Source organism: Nonomuraea maheshkhaliensis (assembly GCF_039529435.1).
Taxonomy (GTDB): domain Bacteria; phylum Actinomycetota; class Actinomycetes; order Streptosporangiales; family Streptosporangiaceae; genus Nonomuraea; species Nonomuraea maheshkhaliensis.
The window spans coordinates 37,910-50,451 of the sequence record NZ_BAAAMU010000044.1 but is presented as its reverse complement, the minus strand read 5'-3'; the positions used below and the strand labels follow the sequence as shown (position 1 = coordinate 50,451).

The following is a 12,542-nucleotide window of genomic DNA, read 5'->3' as shown; positions in this document are numbered from 1 at the left end:
TTTTACACGCCGTGAGTCTAAATGGATGGCATCGGCCGTGTGAGTGACACCGGGCAGGACGTCACTCGCACGGCGTACCCACCCGAGGAGTGACATGTCCGATCCATCAGATCTGCCGAGACTGCTGGTCCAGCACGCCGCGGCCTGCCCCTTCGATCCGCCGGACGAGCTCGCGCGGCTGCGCGCCGAGCGGCCCGTGACGCCGATGATCTACCCGGGCGGCCACGAGGGCTGGCTGGTGACCGAGCACGCCCTGGTCCGCGAGGTGCTGGCCGACCCGCGCTTCAGCCATCGGGCCGAGCTCCTGCGCAACCCGCTGCCGGGTGCCTCGCTCAGCGCCGAGCCGCGACCGGCGCCGCCGGGCGCCTTCACCGCGATGGACCCGCCCGAGCACACCCGCTACCGCCGGCTCCTCACCGGCCAGTTCACCGTCCGCCGGATGCGCCGGTGGACCACCAGGATCGAGGAGATCGCCGCCGAGCTGCTGACCGCCATGGAGCGGCACGGCCCGCCGGCCGACCTGGTGGAGATGTTCGCCGGGCCCCTTCCCGGGCTGGTGATCTGCGAGCTGCTCGGAGTTCCCACCGGCGACCGGGAGGAGTTCGTCCGGGGGATGAGCGTCCTCGGACGCCTGGACGTGCCCGCCGGCGAGAAGATGGCCGCCTTCGGCAAGATGCAGTCCTTCATGCTCGACCTGGTGCGCGCCAAGCGCGAGCGGCCCACGGACGACCTGCTCGGCGGGCTCATCGACAGCAGTGATCTGACCGACGGCGAGCTGGCCGTCATCGGCGGCATCCTGACCGGCGCGGGCTTCGACACCACCGCGAACATGATCGCCCTGGGTGTCTTCGCCCTGCTCGACCACCCCGCGCAGCTCGCCGCCCTGCGCTCCGACCCCGCCCTCATCGGCAACGCCGTCGAGGAGCTGCTGCGCTATCTGAGCATCATCCCCGCCACGGTGCGGGCCGCCCTGGAGGACGTCGAACTCGGCGGCGAGCTCATCAAGGCCGGCCAGTCGGTCACGGTCTCCGTCCCGGCCGCCAACCGCGACCCGAAGCACTTCCCCGACCCCGGCACGCTCGACCTGCGCCGCCCCACGTCCGCGCACGTCGCCTTCGGCCACGGCGTCCACCAGTGCCTCGGCCAGCAGCTCGCCCGGGTGGAGATGCAGGTCGCCATCCCCGCCCTGTTCGACCGCTTCCCCTCCCTGCGCCTGGCCGTGCCGCCGGAGGAGGTCCCCACGCGCGAGGACATGATGATCTACGGCGTGCACAGCCTCCCTGTCACGTGGGACCTCCCGCGGGAGGAGGCCCGCTCATGAGAGTCGTCCTCGTCACCGGAGCCTCGTCCGGCATCGGCAAGGCCACGGCGCTCGAACTCCTGCGCGCCGGTCACACCGTCTACGGCGCGGCCAGGCGCCTCACCGCGATGGACGCCCTCCGCGAGGCCGGCGGCCACGCCCTTCCCATGGACGCCCGCGAGCCCGAGGACCTGGAGCGGGTCGTCCGCACGGTCGTCGAGGAGCAGGGCAGGCTCGACGTGCTGATCAACAACGCGGGCACCGTCCTGCACGGGGCCGCGGAGGACATCCCGCTGGAGCGGGCGCGCGACCTGTTCGAGGTGAACGTGTTCGCCCCGGCCCGGCTGACCCAGCTCGCCCTGCCCCACATGCGCGCCCGGGGGTCGGGCACGATCGTCAACGTGTCGTCCGTCGGCGGCGAGATCTCCCTGCCGCTCGGCTGCTGGTACTACGCCTCGAAGCACGCGCTGGAGGCGTACTCGGACACCCTTCGCATGGAGGTGGAACCGTTCGGCATCGACGTCGTGATCATCCAGCCCGGCATCATCAGGACCGGCTTCGAGGACCGCACCGCCCAGGAACTCCGGGAGATCTCCGGCTCGACCGCCTACGGATCGATGGCCGAGGCGATGGCCCGCCAGGCCGAGACCGCCCAGAGCGCCGACACCCCCGCCTCCGACCCCGGCCTCGTCGCGACGACCATCCGCCAAGCCGTCGAGGCGGACAAACCCCGCACGCGCTATGCCGTCGGCTGGCTGGCGGACAAACTCCTGGAACTCGACCGCACATTGCCCGACCGCGACTTCGACGCCCTCGCCACCAAATCCCTGAGGTAGCGACCTACTTGCGGAGGGAATGGCAGACCCATTCGCTATACCACCAGTGATACCGCTTTCTCCGCCGCCTCCGGGTAATGAAACGCGTTGACTTCACTGCTTCAGGAAGGAAGAGTGTTGTTCCCGGTAAAAGGAGGAAGCCGTCGTGCAAACGCGCGTGAAGGCCGTGCTGACGCTGATGGGGGCGCTCTTCCTTTTCGTGCTGGTCTTCCGGGAAGCGGACGGCCTCTGGTCCCTCGTGCTCTTCATCTTCCTCGCTTTCCTGCTCCACATATTCACGGACGACTCACCCGGCGGGAGTTCCGGCCGCGACGGAGGTGCGGGGTATGACGGAGGCGGGAGAGGCGGAGACGGGGGATTCGGCGGCGGCGGAGACGGGGGCGACTAGGGAAATCAGGGAGCATTGCGCGGACACACCTGCGACATGCCGGCGTCTGGTTGGCTCGCACCACAAACGCGATCGTCACCAGGAGCACTCATGAAAAGGTTCGCGGCCGCCTTGGCACTGCCACAGGCATAGGCGTGCTCGTCAGCCCAGGCCGGCGCAGGCGACACCCACCGTTTGCAAGGCAGGCATCAATCGCCACATGCCCAGAGCTCCCGGCAAGGGAAGCGCCGGATACGCGTCCGGAAGCGGGACCTGCCGCCTCCGGCTGGGCTGCGCAGCCGGTCTCGGAGTCCCGGTAACCACCTACTATGGCAATGGCGGAGGCCGGGCACCACAGCGTCATCCGCGACATGCCCGCAGCTGAAGCCGTATGGCACGAACGTCAGCGTGCAGTTCTCCTGAAAATGCCCGCGTCCGCTGGTGCTTGGAGCGGGGGCCGAGCTCCTTCAGCGGACCGGCAGGCCGGTGACCGCGCGGCCGATGATGAGCCGCTGGATCTCCGACGTCCCTTCGAAGATGGTGAAGATCTTGGCGTCGCGGTGGAAGCGTTCCACCGGGTGTTCCCTGGTGTAGCCGGCGCCGCCCAGGATCTGGATGGCCTGCTCGGTCACCCACACCGCCGTCTCCCCCGCCACCAGCTTCGACATCGAGCCCTCCGCCTGCTCGAACTGCCGACCGTTGCGGGCCATCCAGGCGGCTCGCCAGGTCAGCAGCCTGGCCACGTCCACCCGGGTCGCCATCTCGGCGAGGAGGAAGGCGATGGCCTGGTTGGCGCCGATCTTGCGGCCGAACTGCTCGCGTTCGCGGGCGTAGTCCCTGGCGTACTCGAAGCCCGCCCGCGCGATCCCGACCGCCATCGCGGCCACCGACGGGCGGGTGGTCTCGAACGTGCGCATCGCGGCCTGCTCGCCCGCCCGCTCCCCCTTGCGTACGCGGGCCAGCCTGGCCTCCAGCTTCTCCCTGCCGCCCAGCAGGCACTCCCCGGGCACGCGCACGTCGTTCAGCACCACCTCGGCCGTGTGGGAGGCGCGGATGCCGTGTTTGCGGAACTTCTGCCCCATCGACAGCCCCGGCGTGCCCGGCGGGACGACGAAGGATGCCTGGCCTCTGGTGCCGAGCGACGGGTCCACGGAGGCGACGACCACGTGGACGTCGGCGATGCCGCCGTTCGTGGCCCAGGTCTTGACCCCGTTGAGCACCCAGTCGGACCCGTCGGGGACGGCACGGGTGCGGATGGCGCCGACGTCGGAGCCGGCGTCCGGCTCGGAGGCGCAGAACGCGCCGAGCTTGACGTCGTCCGCCGTGCCGAACATCCGCGGCAGCCACTCCCCCATCTGCTCGGGGGTGCCGTTGGAGGCGAGGGCCGCGGCGGCCAGGCCGGTGCCGGTGATCGACAGGCCGATGCCGGCGTCGCCCCAGAAGAGCTCCTCGAACGCCACGGGCAGCGCCAGCCCGCTCTGCTCGAACCACTGGGTGGCGAAGAAGTCGAGGGAGTAGAGCCCGATCTTGGCCGCCTCCTGGATGATCGGCCATGGCGTCTCCTCACGTTCGTCCCACTCGGCGCCCGCGGGACGGATCACGTCGCGGGCGAACGCGTGCACCCAGTCGCGCACCTCGACCACGTCGTCACTGAGCTCCGGGCAGAATCCCGTCATCGCGCCGCTCCTCGAACCGAGACGTTACCGGTGGTAACACCTTACCGGCCGGTCACTCGTCCAGGGTGAGCATGGGGGGGCGTTCGCCGATGCCGACGTCCCGCGTCCGCACGCCGTACCCGGCCCTCCTCCTCTTGAACTGCGCCAGCCGGACCGAGGGCTCGGCCAGCGCCGCGATCTTGCCCTGCCGGTCGAGCCGCGACCACGCGGCGAGCATGATCTGCGCGGCCATGCCTCCGAGCGCCTCGGTGGACTGCGGCGTGTGCTCGCGCGAGCCCAGGTCCACCTGGGCGAACGCGTCCAGCCCCGCCAGCTCCAGCAGGTCGATGAGCAGCCCGAGCTCGACGCCGTAGCCGGTCAGGAACGGTACGCGTTCCAGGGCGGAGCGCCGGCCCGCGTACTCGCCCGCGAGCGGCTGCACGAAACCGGCCAGCTGGGGCCAGTGCAGGTTGATCAGCGGCCGGGCGACGAGCTCGGTGACCCGCCCTCCTCCGTCGGGGACGCCGTGGAGCGGACGGTCGTAGCACCCCTTGGCGTAGACGATCGTGGGATCGGCCAGCAGCGGCCCGAGCACTCCCGTGATCAGGGAGGCATGGAAGTTCCTGATGTCGGCGTCGGCGAACACCAGCACGTCCCCCGACGTGACGGCCAGCGACTTCCACAGCGCCTCCCCCTTGCCGTCGAGCGGCTTGAGCCGCGGCAGGATCTCGTCCTGCGCGTGCACCGTGGCCCCTGCTCGCGCGGCCACGCGCGCGGTGTCGTCGGTGGAACGTGAGTCGATGACGACGACCTCGTCGACCAGCGTGCCGAGGTCCCGCAGGATGATCCCGACGATCTCCCCCACGGTCTCCCGCTCGTCCCGGGCGGGAAGCACCACGCTGACCGTGCTGTCTCCCTTGGCGCCCACCAGGTCCCGCAGCGGCCAGTCCCCGGCGGTCGAAGTACGGCGCCCCAACCATCCGCGCACCTCAGGCAGCATGCCAACCCTCCCCCCGCTATCCCATTTGTCAGCTTATGCGAAGTCTTCCCGGTCGACCGGTCGCATCCGTGTCGCTGGTTGCCCGTAGCCCCTCAGGCCACAACCGTCTCCAGGCTCGTCTGACACCCGGAACGCCGATGCGCGCGGGGATTCCGGGTGACAACCCCAACGCTGAACGGTCAATCCGGTGTGGTCTTATCGATAAGGTAGCTGCGTGGCAGAACAGCCGGCTGAACGGCGTACCAGAGGGCCCGGCGCGCACCACGCGCAGCGGCGCGCCGAGATCGCCGACGCCGTGCTCGCCATCGTCGCCGAACGCGGCCTGGCCGCCGTCTCCCTCACCGAGGTGGCCGCCCAGGCCGGCATCTCGCCCGGCCGGGTGCAGCACTACTTCCCGGCCAAGCGGCGGCTGATCGAAGCGGCCTTCGAGCGCGGCAACCACCTGTCCAGCGCCCGCATCCGGCAGCGGGTCGGCTCAGAGCTCGGCGCCGCCGAGCCGCGGCTGGTCCTGACCGCCGTGCTCACCGAGCTCATCCCGTACGACGCCACGACCGAGGCCCACATGCGGGTCCGCCAGTCCTTCCATGCCTACGCCTTCTCCGACGAGGCCATCGCCGCCCGGCTGCGCGTCCTGTACGCCGCCTTCCACCGCGACATGGCCGGCCTCGTCGAACGGGACCAGCGGGCGGGGCGCATCCCCGCGGCCATCGACCCGCACAGGGCCGCGCTGTCCCTGGTGGCGCTGGCCGAAGGGCTGGCCGCCTACGTGCTCACCGGCGTCACCCCGGGGGCCGTCGCCCGTGAGCGGGTGCTGGCGGCCGTCGCCGGCCTCTACCAAGGAGCAGCGCCCCGTCCGTGACCGGCACGGCGTCGCCCTGCACGGCGCGACCGGCGCTAACGTCGGCGACGCGGACGTGGGACCAGTGCCACCGCGCGGCCGGTCGCCTCCGGATCAGGCGCACAGCCAGGGGCGCGAGGGTCAGCAGCGGCACGACCAGGAAGACGGCCGCCGCCATCCGCTGGCCGGTGAGCAGGTCCGGTGCGCCGGGCGGCGCCGTCCGCACCAGCCAGTCCGCCGCGACCGGCGGCCCCACCAGCAGGTACGCCCCTACCACCAGGTGCGTCCCGGCCGCCACCGTCAGCAGCCGCACCAGCTCGCCCCGCGCGAACGGCCGCGGCAGCGGATCGGCACCGGCCGGCACCCATGACATCGCCAGGCCGACGCCGAGGAAGAGCAGCTCGGTGACCAGGTGCGGCGCGTATCCGGACAGCGACCACGCCAGCCAGTCCGTCCCGTACAGCAGCAGGAAGAGCAGCGGATAGGCGGCCGTCAAGGCGGGCCCGGTGAGGCGCCGCCCGAAGGGGGGCGAACCGAGAGCGCCGTACGGGGACGCGGGCGAGGTGGCCCGGCCCGCCAGCGTCAGCGGAGCGCCGAGGCAGAGCAGCACCGGCACCACGACGGCCAGCGCGACGTGCTGGAGCGCCTGCGCGGGAAGCATCGCCCTGGCGTAGCCGGCCACCCCGCCGAGCAGCACCAGCGCGGCCAGGCCGAGCCCGGCGTACCAGGCGATCGTGCGTGCGTACGGCCACGCGCCCACCCTGCGCACGGCGAGCGCGTAGGCGACGGCGGGCAGCGCCAGCAGCAGCACGACCAGGACGTCCAGCCGCCCCTCGACGATCAGCGCGCCCGGGGAGAACGGGGCCGGCGTGTACTCCAGCAGGGGATGCGCGTGCCCGCCGCCCTCACCGCCGGGCGGCGGCGGGGTCCTGGCCAGGCCGACGCCCAGCCCCATCGCCACCGCCATCACGCCCAGCTCACCGGCCGCCAGCCGGACGAAGGTACGGCGCGCCCCGCGATCGGCGACGCCCGCGACGGTCCTGCGCCGGTGGACCCACCCGAACCAGCCGAGCACCACCAGGGCGGCGAGCTTGGCCAGCAGGAGCAGCCCGTACGGGCTCTGCCACAGGTCGGAGACGGCGTTCAGCCGCACCCAGCCGCTGACCGCGCCGGAGAAGGCCACCGCCGCGAAGCAGCACAGGGCGATCGTGCTGAAGCGCGGCAGCACCACCGGCAGGTCGCCGGAGCGGCGGAAGTAGACCAGCACCGCGCCCAGCCCGCCGACCCACAGCGCCATCGGCACCAGGTGCGCCATCAGCGCGGACACGGCCAGGTCGTGATCGCCCGCCGAGGCGGCGTGGCCGACGTACGCGGGCGGCAGCAGCCCGAAGACCGCGACCGTCACCGGCACCCACCTCGGCAGCCGCGGCACCATCGTCGCCACCGCCACCACGAACGTCACCGCCGTCACCACCAGCAGCGCCCGCGTCTGTGGCAGGTCCGTGCCGAAGCTGAGCAGACCGGGAGCCGCGAGCAGGTGCGCCACCGGCATCGGGATGAAGCTGGACAGGGTGAGCACGTAGCCCAGCAGGCTGGAGAACGCCCAGCCGAGTGCCCACCATCCGGCCGCGCGCAGGCAGCGCGCCGACTCGGGCGAGGCCGCCGGAGCCAGTACGGCCGCCAGCGCGGTGCCTACGCATGCCACCGCGCACAACTCGTGCGCGAACCGCGCCAGCGGCAGGCCCCAGTCGGTCACCGGCCCCGCGGCCGGCAGCCCGGCGATCGGCGGCGCCCCGGCCCCGCCCCCGAACCGCAGCGCCGCCACCAGCACCAGAACGCCTGAGCCGACCGCCAGTACGGCGTACAGCCGTGCGGAAACTGTCATCAGGAAACCGCCACGTCGTCAGGAGGCACACCATCACACGCGACGGCCCGCCGTGAAGTCGCCGCGTACCTGAGGTACGCGCGGCCGGCAACCGAAGTTCAGCCGAAACCGGTCAGCGCTGGTGATTTCGGGTGGCACCGTGCCGTTCACCACCGATCGAAGCCCGGCCAGGGCCGCTCGGTACCGGCGGCACCGTGCCGTTCACCACCGGCCGAAGCCGAGCCACCACCGGGCCAGTACCAGTAACGCCGTGCCACTCACCACCGGTCGGCGGCGTTCCGCGCTATAACAGAGCAGCGACCGGCGGCGGTCTACCGCGATCCGCCTCGGTCAGCGGCGGGCGGGGCTGGCGGGGACGAAATCGTTGTGGCTGAGGACGCGGAGCAGGCTCAGGTGCTCGATGGCGGATGTCCCCGGCACCGGGGTGTAGATGACGAGCCGCTGGTCCTCGGCCGGGCTGAGTAACGTCTCGCAGTTCAGCTCGATAGCGCCGACGGCGGAGTGGGAGACTCGCATCCGGCTGGAACGGCGTACCGCGACCTCGTGCAGATCCCACAGCCGGGCGAACTCCTCGCTCGTGGCGCGCAGCCGGGCGACCAGGCGGGCGGAGGGCTCGTCGCCGCCCCGGCGGGCGTAGGAGGCGCGCAGGTCGGCGACGTGATCCCGGCTGAGCGCGGCGCGTTCGTCCGGATCGTAGGCCCGGCTCATCGCCGGGTCGGTGAACCACCGCCAGACGAAGTTGCGGTCCTGCTCGCGGATCGAGCAGATGCAGCCCAGCAGCGCCTCGGCCATCTGGTTGCGGGCGAGCAGGTCACCGAGGTCGTTGGTGATGTGGGCCGGGGTCTCGGTGAGCCGGTCGAGGAGGTAGAGCAGACCGGGGCTGACGTGGTCGTGGGCCAGCGGACCGCTCGGGGGCCGGTGGCCGGACAGCAGGTAGAGGTGGTCGCGCTCGTCGTCGGTCAGCCGGAGCCCGCGGGCCAGCGCGGCCAGGATCTGCAGCGAGGGTTGCGGGCTGCGGGCCTGTTCGAGGCGCATGTAGTAGTCGGCCGACATGCCCGCGAGCTGCGAGACCTCCTCGCGGCGCAGGCCGGGCGTGCGGCGGCGCGGCCCGGCCGGCAGCCCCACCTCCTGGGGACGCAGCCGCTCACGCGCCCGGCGCAGGAAGTCGGCTAGCTGCTCCCGGTCCATGTCCATGAATCCATGATGACGCGGCCGCGGGGCCTGCCCGGCCGCACAGCCTAGGACCGTGGATCCTAGGGAGACCTGTCCGATTCCGCCGGTCGTCAACGCTTGGCAACGTGACTCCCGAACCGGGTTTCACCACATCACCCGGAGCAAGAACAGGTCAGGGAGGTCAAGATGACGGTCGAGACGATGCGAGCGGTCCGGTTCGACGGCTACGGCGGGATCGAGGTGCTGCGGATCGCCGAGGTGGAGCGCCCGGCGCCCGGCCCGGGGCAGGTCCTGGTGAAGGTGGTGGCCGCCGGGATCAACCCGGGTGAGGCGGCGATCCGCTCCGGGGCGCTCCACGACCTCTGGCCGGCCACGTTCCCCTCCGGCCAGGGCAGCGACCTGGCCGGGGTGGTGGTCGCCACCGGCGACGGGGTGGCGGATTTCGCGGCGGGCGACGAGGTGCTCGGCTTCACCGACAACCGGGCCAGCCATGCCGATTACGTCGTGGTGGAGGCGTCCAACCTGGTCCGGCGGCCGCCGGAGGTGTCGTGGGAGCAGGCTGGCTCGCTGTATGTCACGGGCACGACGGCGGTGGCGGAGGTGCGGGCGGTCGGCCTGCGCGCCGGTGACACGGTGGTCATCGCGGGGGCCGCCGGCGGGGTCGGAACGATCGCGACGCAGCTCGCGGCCGAAGCGGGGGCCACCGTGATCGGGCTGGCGAGCGAGCCCAACCACCAGTGGCTGCGCGATCACGGGGCCGTCCCGATCGCGTACGGCGAGGGGGCCGCCGCCCGGATCAAGGCCGCGGCCGGGCACGTCGACGCCTTCATCGACAACTTCGGCGGCGGTTACGTGGAGATGGCGATCGAGCTGGGGGTGAGCCCCGACCGGATCGACACCATCATCGACGTCGCCGCGGCCGAGCGCTACGGGGTCAAGAACGAGGGCAGCGCCATGGCGGCCACGGCCGACGTGCTGGCCGAGCTGACCGAGCTCATCCGGACGGGCCGGCTGGAGATCCCGATCGCCGCCACCTACCCGCTGGACCGGGTCCAGGACGCCTACCGCGAGCTGGAGCAACGACACACCCGCGGCAAGATCGTCCTTACGCCGTAGCACGTGCGGCCCGGCGTCGATCTCCCGAACGGCCCGGCACCGGCCTACCACGAGACCCCGCCCAAGTCCCCCCGACCGGCCCGCCCTCAGCCAGAGGGAAGGGCCAGCGTCGAGCGCGCTGGTGATCCGGTGTCAGTCGTCTCCCGGTCGTCGCAGGGCCAGGACGGCGATGTCGTCGAGCCCGGTCGTCGGCAGTCCGCTGAGCAACTGGTCGCAGAAGGCGTCCACGGGCTCGCGGGCAAGCGTCCCCGCCAGTTCGCGCAGCCGTTCCAGACCCAGGTCCAGATGCTCGCCCATCCGTTCGACCAGGCCGTCGGTGTAGAGGAGCAGCGTGCTGCGCGGCGGCAGTGGCACCGTCGCCGAGGGGCAGTCGAACACGTCGCCGATGCCGAGCAGCGAGCCGGTCGGCTCGTCCAGGAAACGCGCCGTTCCCTCGTGCGTGACGAGCAGGGGCGGCGGATGGCCGGCGACGGCGTAGTGCAGCCGGTGACCGCCGGTGACCTCTTCAACGCGGGCGAGCACGCAGGTGGCCGTGACCTCGCCCGACAGGGCCGCCATCACCTTGTTGAGCCGGGTGAGGACCTCGCCCGGCGGCCCCCAGCGGTCCATGGCCAGGGCGCGCAGCATGTTGCGGAGCTGGCTCATCTCGACGGCGGCGGCGAGGTCGTGGCCGGCGACGTCGCCGATGGCGATGACGGTGGCGCCGTCGGGCAGGACGAAGGAGTCGTACCAGTCGCCGCCCACCTCGGCGGCGGCGGGGCTGGCCCGGTAGCGGGCGGCGATGCGCAGGTCGGGCAGGAGCGGCGGCTCGGCCAGCAGGCTGTGCTGCAGCGCCAGCGCGATCTGCTGCGCCCGCTGGAAGCGAATGGCATTGCTCAGCGCGTCGTGCGCGTGGTCGAACATCTGGCTGAGCAGCGCGATGTCCGCCTCGCTGAGCGGCGCGCGATGCTTGCAGGTCAGCGCTGTCACCACGGCCGGGACCGCGCCGTCCACCACGACGGGCAGGAGCAGCAGGCTGTTGACGCCGTTCTCCGCCACCCACCGCTGGGCTCCCGACGGGGCGAGGTCCGGCGGCGGGTTGCCCGGCGCGAACGTCGCCAGCATCGGGCGCCGCTGCCGGACGGCCTGGACGAGCATGTTCTCGGGCCGCACCAGCTCCTGTCCGTACGGGGTCATCATCGGCAATCCGGGACGTACGGCGGCCGCGACCCGCTCGACCAGCAGCGGCCCCCCGCGATCGGCGCCGGACATGTCGGCGATCAGGTGAATCCCGCAGCCGTCGGCCAGCTCCGGCACGATCACCCCGGCCAGGGCGTGGAGCATGTCCGGCAGGCTCGACAGCTCCCCCATGGCCGCGGCGGCCCGGTCGAGCAGGTCCTGGGAGCGACGTTCCTGCCACTGCCGCTCGACGTCGCTGCAGCTCCCGACCCATTCCACCAGCCGGCCGTGCTCGTAGACGGGCACGGCCCGCACGCGGAAGTGCCGGTAGCCGCCATCGGCGACGCGCAGCCGGCAGACGTGGTCGTACGACTTCGCCTCGCTGTCGAGGGTGGCCTGCCACGTCCGCTGGACCTCGGGCTGGTCGTCGGGGTGCGCCATCCGCAGCCAGCCGTTGCCGCGGAAATCCTCCCAGGCCTGCCCGGTCACCCGCTCCCAGCTGGGGCTCGGCTCGATCGCGTCGCCCTCGGGCCCCGTCACCCAGATGATCTGGGCGCTGACCTGGATCAGGCTCCGGTATCGCCGCAGGATGTGGCGGCGCTCGTCGGCGATGGCCTGCACCTGCCGGGCGGCGGCGATCTGTTCGGTGACCTCCATGGCCATCACCAGCACGCCATGGTCATCGGCTCCGAGCGTGATGCGCGACAGGCTGGAGGTGAAGAACCGCTCCTGGTCCTCGTCCGCGTCCTGATCCTGGCACGGACTCGGGGCCCGGCCCTGGCTCGGGCTCGCGCCCTGGTCCCGATCCCGCTCCTGGGCCAGGCTCGCGTCCTGGTCCCGATCCTGGGCCGGGCACGCGCGCCGGCCCCGGTCCTGCTCGGGCGACGCCTCCGTACCCAAAGGAATGGCGGTGAGCACGACGGCCTCGCCGGTCCTGAACACCTGGTCGCACAGCCGGCGGTAGCGCTCGCGCGTCGGGGAGGTGAAGGCGCTGGGAAAGGGGCTGCCCAGCTCGGGATCGCCCAGTTGCGCCCGGCACATGCGGTTCATGTAGATCAGCCGGTGCTCGGGGCCGCGCGTCACCGCCACGCCCACCGGCGCCGGATCCAGCATCTCGAAGGCCGGCCCGTCACCGCAGCCGGCGCCGGCACCGATACCACCACCCATCGTGACCTCCCCCTGGCCACAGCCCCCGTTGATCCTCATCCCCCGCG

General features: G+C 72.1%; 10 protein-coding genes. 5 read left to right on the top strand and 5 right to left on the bottom strand.

The genetic code is table 11. The features are described from left to right. The first annotated feature begins 94 nt into the window (after positions 1-94). The 3 genes from ABFX54_RS27490 (at position 95) to ABFX54_RS27480 (ending at position 2,524) form a co-directional block, all read left to right on the top strand. Positions 95-1,321 carry a cytochrome P450 gene (locus ABFX54_RS27490; RefSeq protein ID WP_346109375.1) on the top strand — a complete coding sequence of 409 codons (1,227 nt, stop codon included), beginning with the start codon at positions 95-97 and terminating at the stop codon, positions 1,319-1,321. Next, positions 1,318-2,136, top strand: coding sequence for an oxidoreductase (locus tag ABFX54_RS27485; protein ID WP_346109374.1), 819 nt, complete (start codon positions 1,318-1,320; stop codon positions 2,134-2,136). The genes ABFX54_RS27490 and ABFX54_RS27485 overlap by 4 nt, the downstream gene beginning before the upstream one ends. 157 nt (positions 2,137-2,293) lie before the next feature. Continuing rightward, positions 2,294-2,524 (top strand): hypothetical protein, encoded by a 231-nt coding sequence (locus ABFX54_RS27480; RefSeq protein WP_346109372.1) that lies wholly within the window; start codon positions 2,294-2,296, stop codon positions 2,522-2,524. A gap of 446 nt (positions 2,525-2,970) precedes the next feature. Here the strand turns inward: ABFX54_RS27480 and ABFX54_RS27475 are convergent, their stop codons facing one another. Together ABFX54_RS27475 and ABFX54_RS27470 are read right to left on the bottom strand one after the other, a co-directional pair. Then, the gene (locus ABFX54_RS27475) at positions 2,971-4,179 is read right to left on the bottom strand and encodes an acyl-CoA dehydrogenase family protein (RefSeq protein ID WP_346109370.1); all 1,209 of its coding nucleotides are present in this window, start codon (positions 4,177-4,179) and stop codon (positions 2,971-2,973) included. A gap of 52 nt (positions 4,180-4,231) precedes the next feature. Then, positions 4,232-5,158: a glucosyl-3-phosphoglycerate synthase gene (locus tag ABFX54_RS27470; RefSeq protein WP_346109368.1), complete on the bottom strand. Its 927-nt coding sequence runs from the start codon at positions 5,156-5,158 to the stop codon at positions 4,232-4,234. Positions 5,159-5,372: 214 nt separating this feature from the next. Between ABFX54_RS27470 and ABFX54_RS27465 the strand changes: the two genes are divergently transcribed. Further along, positions 5,373-6,017 carry a TetR/AcrR family transcriptional regulator gene (locus ABFX54_RS27465; RefSeq protein ID WP_346109367.1) on the top strand — a complete coding sequence of 215 codons (645 nt, stop codon included), beginning with the start codon at positions 5,373-5,375 and terminating at the stop codon, positions 6,015-6,017. On the opposite strand, the gene ABFX54_RS27460 is transcribed toward ABFX54_RS27465, so the two are convergent. Continuing rightward, positions 5,938-7,881: a cytochrome c oxidase assembly protein gene (locus ABFX54_RS27460; RefSeq protein ID WP_346109365.1), complete on the bottom strand. Its 1,944-nt coding sequence runs from the start codon at positions 7,879-7,881 to the stop codon at positions 5,938-5,940. The genes ABFX54_RS27465 and ABFX54_RS27460 overlap by 80 nt on opposite strands. A 330-nt stretch (positions 7,882-8,211) precedes the next feature. Further along, positions 8,212-9,075 (bottom strand): helix-turn-helix transcriptional regulator, encoded by an 864-nt coding sequence (locus tag ABFX54_RS27455; protein WP_346109364.1) that lies wholly within the window; start codon positions 9,073-9,075, stop codon positions 8,212-8,214. A 165-nt stretch (positions 9,076-9,240) separates the two neighbouring features. Between ABFX54_RS27455 and ABFX54_RS27450 the strand changes: the two genes are divergently transcribed. Further along, the gene (locus tag ABFX54_RS27450; RefSeq protein ID WP_346109363.1) at positions 9,241-10,170 is read left to right on the top strand and encodes an NADP-dependent oxidoreductase; all 930 of its coding nucleotides are present in this window, start codon (positions 9,241-9,243) and stop codon (positions 10,168-10,170) included. 132 nt (positions 10,171-10,302) lie between these two features. Here the strand turns inward: ABFX54_RS27450 and ABFX54_RS27445 are convergent, their stop codons facing one another. Next, entirely contained in the window at positions 10,303-12,495 is a 2,193-nt protein-coding gene (locus ABFX54_RS27445; protein WP_346109361.1) for a SpoIIE family protein phosphatase, read from the bottom strand. Between the last annotated feature and the right edge of the window lie 47 nt (positions 12,496-12,542).

Excerpts from the sequence above, each read along its gene's own strand:
- ABFX54_RS27490 (WP_346109375.1), top strand. The coding sequence starts at position 95 with ATGTCCGATCCATCAGATCTGCCGAGACTGCTGGTCCAGCACGCCGCG.
- ABFX54_RS27485 (WP_346109374.1), top strand. The coding sequence starts at position 1,318 with ATGAGAGTCGTCCTCGTCACCGGAGCCTCGTCCGGCATCGGCAAGGCC.
- ABFX54_RS27475 (WP_346109370.1), bottom strand. The coding sequence starts at position 4,179 with ATGACGGGATTCTGCCCGGAGCTCAGTGACGACGTGGTCGAGGTGCGC.
- ABFX54_RS27470 (WP_346109368.1), bottom strand. The coding sequence starts at position 5,158 with ATGCTGCCTGAGGTGCGCGGATGGTTGGGGCGCCGTACTTCGACCGCC.
- ABFX54_RS27460 (WP_346109365.1), bottom strand. The coding sequence starts at position 7,881 with ATGACAGTTTCCGCACGGCTGTACGCCGTACTGGCGGTCGGCTCAGGC.
- ABFX54_RS27455 (WP_346109364.1), bottom strand. The coding sequence starts at position 9,075 with ATGGACATGGACCGGGAGCAGCTAGCCGACTTCCTGCGCCGGGCGCGT.
- ABFX54_RS27450 (WP_346109363.1), top strand. The coding sequence starts at position 9,241 with ATGACGGTCGAGACGATGCGAGCGGTCCGGTTCGACGGCTACGGCGGG.
- ABFX54_RS27445 (WP_346109361.1), bottom strand. The coding sequence starts at position 12,495 with ATGGGTGGTGGTATCGGTGCCGGCGCCGGCTGCGGTGACGGGCCGGCC.